Source organism: Pseudoalteromonas sp. C2R02 (assembly GCF_018860845.1).
Classification (GTDB): domain Bacteria; phylum Pseudomonadota; class Gammaproteobacteria; order Enterobacterales; family Alteromonadaceae; genus Pseudoalteromonas.
This window is the reverse complement of record NZ_JAHKQC010000005.1, coordinates 1-3,060: the sequence shown is the minus strand read 5'-3', so window position 1 is coordinate 3,060 and position 3,060 is coordinate 1. Positions and strand designations below refer to the sequence as shown.

Annotated in this window: 1 protein-coding gene and 1 pseudogene; one reads left to right on the top strand and one right to left on the bottom strand. The window is 35.1% G+C overall.

Features of this window, described 5'->3' with window-relative positions:
* Positions 1 to 266 precede the first annotated feature (266 nt).
* Positions 267 to 1,376, bottom strand: a complete 1,110-nt coding sequence (locus KO527_RS00535; RefSeq protein ID WP_216038477.1) for an acyltransferase — start codon at positions 1,374 to 1,376, stop codon at positions 267 to 269.
* Between the two features lie 142 nt (positions 1,377 to 1,518).
* Between KO527_RS00535 and KO527_RS00530 the strand changes: the two are divergent.
* A pseudogene (locus tag KO527_RS00530) lies at positions 1,519 to 2,594 on the top strand (transposase).
* The last annotated feature ends 466 nt before the right edge of the window (positions 2,595 to 3,060 follow it).

The window sequence follows — 3,060 nt, the reverse complement described above, 5'->3', positions numbered from 1 at the left end:
TCCATTTAGTCGTAGTGCCCTTGCTATGTTATAAGGATATGAACTAAAGCAGGCAGCGATGAGATCGCAATAAGAGAGCCTCTATATGTGTTTGCCGTAAGCTACTGGCTTAACAGCCGCATCGACATACGAAGTAAACGGGTTTGTTTATTGATTTACATTTGACCGTCACTGCAAAAAACGGTCAAAAAGAACACTATTGACTATTGACTATTGACTATTGACTATTGACTATTGACTATTGACTATTGACTATTGACTATTGACTATTGACTATTGACAGAGTTAAGGCTCATATGTGTTATATGTAAATTTGAAGCTGGCAATTCTAGACACTTAAATGATATATATGATACTAGAGTTGACCCAGACAAAACAAACCAAGCTGAAATATATTCATTTAGTGGTAGATAGTTAGCTAAATGAATAAAAATAGGATGAAACAAATAAATGGAGAAACTCAGTGAGCCATAAAAACAAAGCCACTTCATTTTGAAAAACGAAGATAGTTTAGAATTAAAGTTAATAACTGATAATAAAACAATTCCCCATAAAACTGCGTATTGAATAAAGTCCTTATGAAAGTAGCGTTTTCCTACGTCTTCCAGTATAAATGATGCTACTGTAGGGGTCATAAAAATAAGCATTGCAACTGATAAATAACTTAACGGGACTATCAATTTCAAATTGTTTTTGTCTATATTCCTAGATTCAATTTCGCACTGTATAACCGCTAAAACCGTACCAATCAAAAATATACACATGTATGGCAACAACCTTGAGTCGTTGCCAACAGATTCCCATTGCGGGCTGATAACCTGAGTTATTGCAACTAGACACAGTAGAAATAGAACTTCAAAAATATAGCCAACTTTAGTTTTCAACATATGACATAAAAATATAATAACAGGTAATACAAAATAGAACTTAAATTCAACAGCAATACTCCATGTAACGCCCTTTCCATCTTGTAAAAATAAGTGATTAAGAAACTCGGAAATTGAAAGAGAAAAAGGAATACCTGTATCGTCTCTATTTAACAACATGCTAAAAATAATAGTAGTTATCACTCCCATAAATAGGTAAGAAAAATATAATGGGTATATCCTAAAAAATCGCCTTTGAGAGTAATGGCTAATAGATTTTATCGTAAATGCATTAGCTCCTTGTTTAATTAATGCTCTTGATAATAAAAATGAACTTAATAAAAAAAATAAAAACACACCTGATTTTCCAATACCATATGCATTGAAGAAAGGTACAAAGAACATTGATGCATTACTTGTATGGCTCAATATAACTATTAACGCTGCAAACCCTCTTAGTCCATCTAAAGCATCTAATTGAAGTGATTTTTCCGAAATATTTCTATTCATGAAACTAAACCTAATTATTCATATAGACATAATGACTCCCACAAAGAGCTAGCCTCTACATTTTCGTGGGTTTGTTTATCAGCAAAACTGACAAGCCAGAGCCATAATATATGTGTCAAAACAATATAAAGCAGAGGCTAGCATGAATAATATTATCACAGTTTTCATCGGATTAGATACCCATAAAGAATTTTTTGAAGTAGCACATGAATTAGATGGTCGTGATAATCATGTTTTACACGATGGTCGTATTTCTAGTGCTAAATCTTCCGTCATTAAAATGGCCCGTGATTTCCAATCAAGATATCCACAAGCGACACTTCATTTTGTTTACGAGGCGGGTCCTTGTGGATATTGGATTTATCGATTACTGACTAGTCTTGGTCATTGTTGTTACATCGTTGCACCTTCTCTTTTACCTAAAAAACCTAGAGAAAAGGTTTAAACTGACCGTAAAGATGCTATGAAATTAGCACTCTTACTTAAAATGAATGATATTCCAATCATTTACGTACCTGAGGCTGAAGATGAAGCTGTTCGTGATTTATCTCGGGCACGACAAACTGCAACTAATGATTTAAACCATTACGCTGGTTAAATGAGTTAATCTTACCTCACCCCGCACAACATATTGTTTTACAAAAGATGCTACTTACGATTGATGAACGAATGAAACACTTAGCTCGCTTAGTTAACGAACCTGAACATCAAGTTAAGCGGTGGCGTTATTACCCTGTCGTTAAAGCAATACAAGCTATGCGCGGATGCAGGTTCTTAATTGCAGCAAGTATCATTGCAGAGCTCGGTGATTTAAGACGCTTTGATAATCCTAGAAAGCTAATGAAATATCTAGGTTTGACCCCAAGTGAAGATTCAAGTGGTGATAAACGTAAATTAGGAAAGATATCTAAAGGTGGTAATGGCCGAGCTAGACGTCTTTTAATTGAAGGCGCACACAGCTATAAATTTCCAGCTAAAGTGTCTTCTGAAATGCAAAAACGACAAGAAATGTTAAGTAAAGAAGTAATCGATATTGCTTAGCAAGCACAATTAAGGTTATGCAAAAGGTACCAAAGGTTAATGCACAGAAGTAAACATCGCAATGTTGCAGTAACTGCTATCGCCAGAGAAATGATTGCATATATATGGGCGATTTCAAGGGAAGTGGCAATTGCACCAATTGATGTAAAAAAACGAACTGCCAGAGTACCAGCATGAAAAGGTTAGGGTTAATGCATTGGATCAAGCAGCGACTCCCGAGGGCGTTAGGTCGGCAACATTGAGCAATCAATGTTGATCCACGAGCATAGACTGAAACAATGTGCCACGACGGAAAATGTAAGGTAGGCGCTGCTAATCAATAGATTAGTAATCCACGAATATCAGCATGATAACCGACGAAATTACTTTGCTTCATTCAGTGCATTAACTCATTTATTTAAAATTCGTTAAGAATGGCTTTTTAAAAAAAAGCAAGGATCAGTGTAAAAAAGTTGACTGTGGGAGTCATATCAACGAATGATATGGACTCCCCATCCAATTGGCATTTGTGCCATATTGAAAGTGCAAACAGTCAAATAATGGAGAGCCCATATGTCTTTAATTAAAGTTTTTGGCATCGTTATTTATTAATCAATAGTGCTAAATTAGTTTTTAGTATCCATGGTGTTGATAAGCATGACAA

Bases quoted from the DNA above. Each gene is read 5' to 3' on its own strand.
- KO527_RS00535 (WP_216038477.1), bottom strand. From the start codon at position 1,376: ATGAATAGAAATATTTCGGAAAAATCACTTCAATTAGATGCTTTAGAT.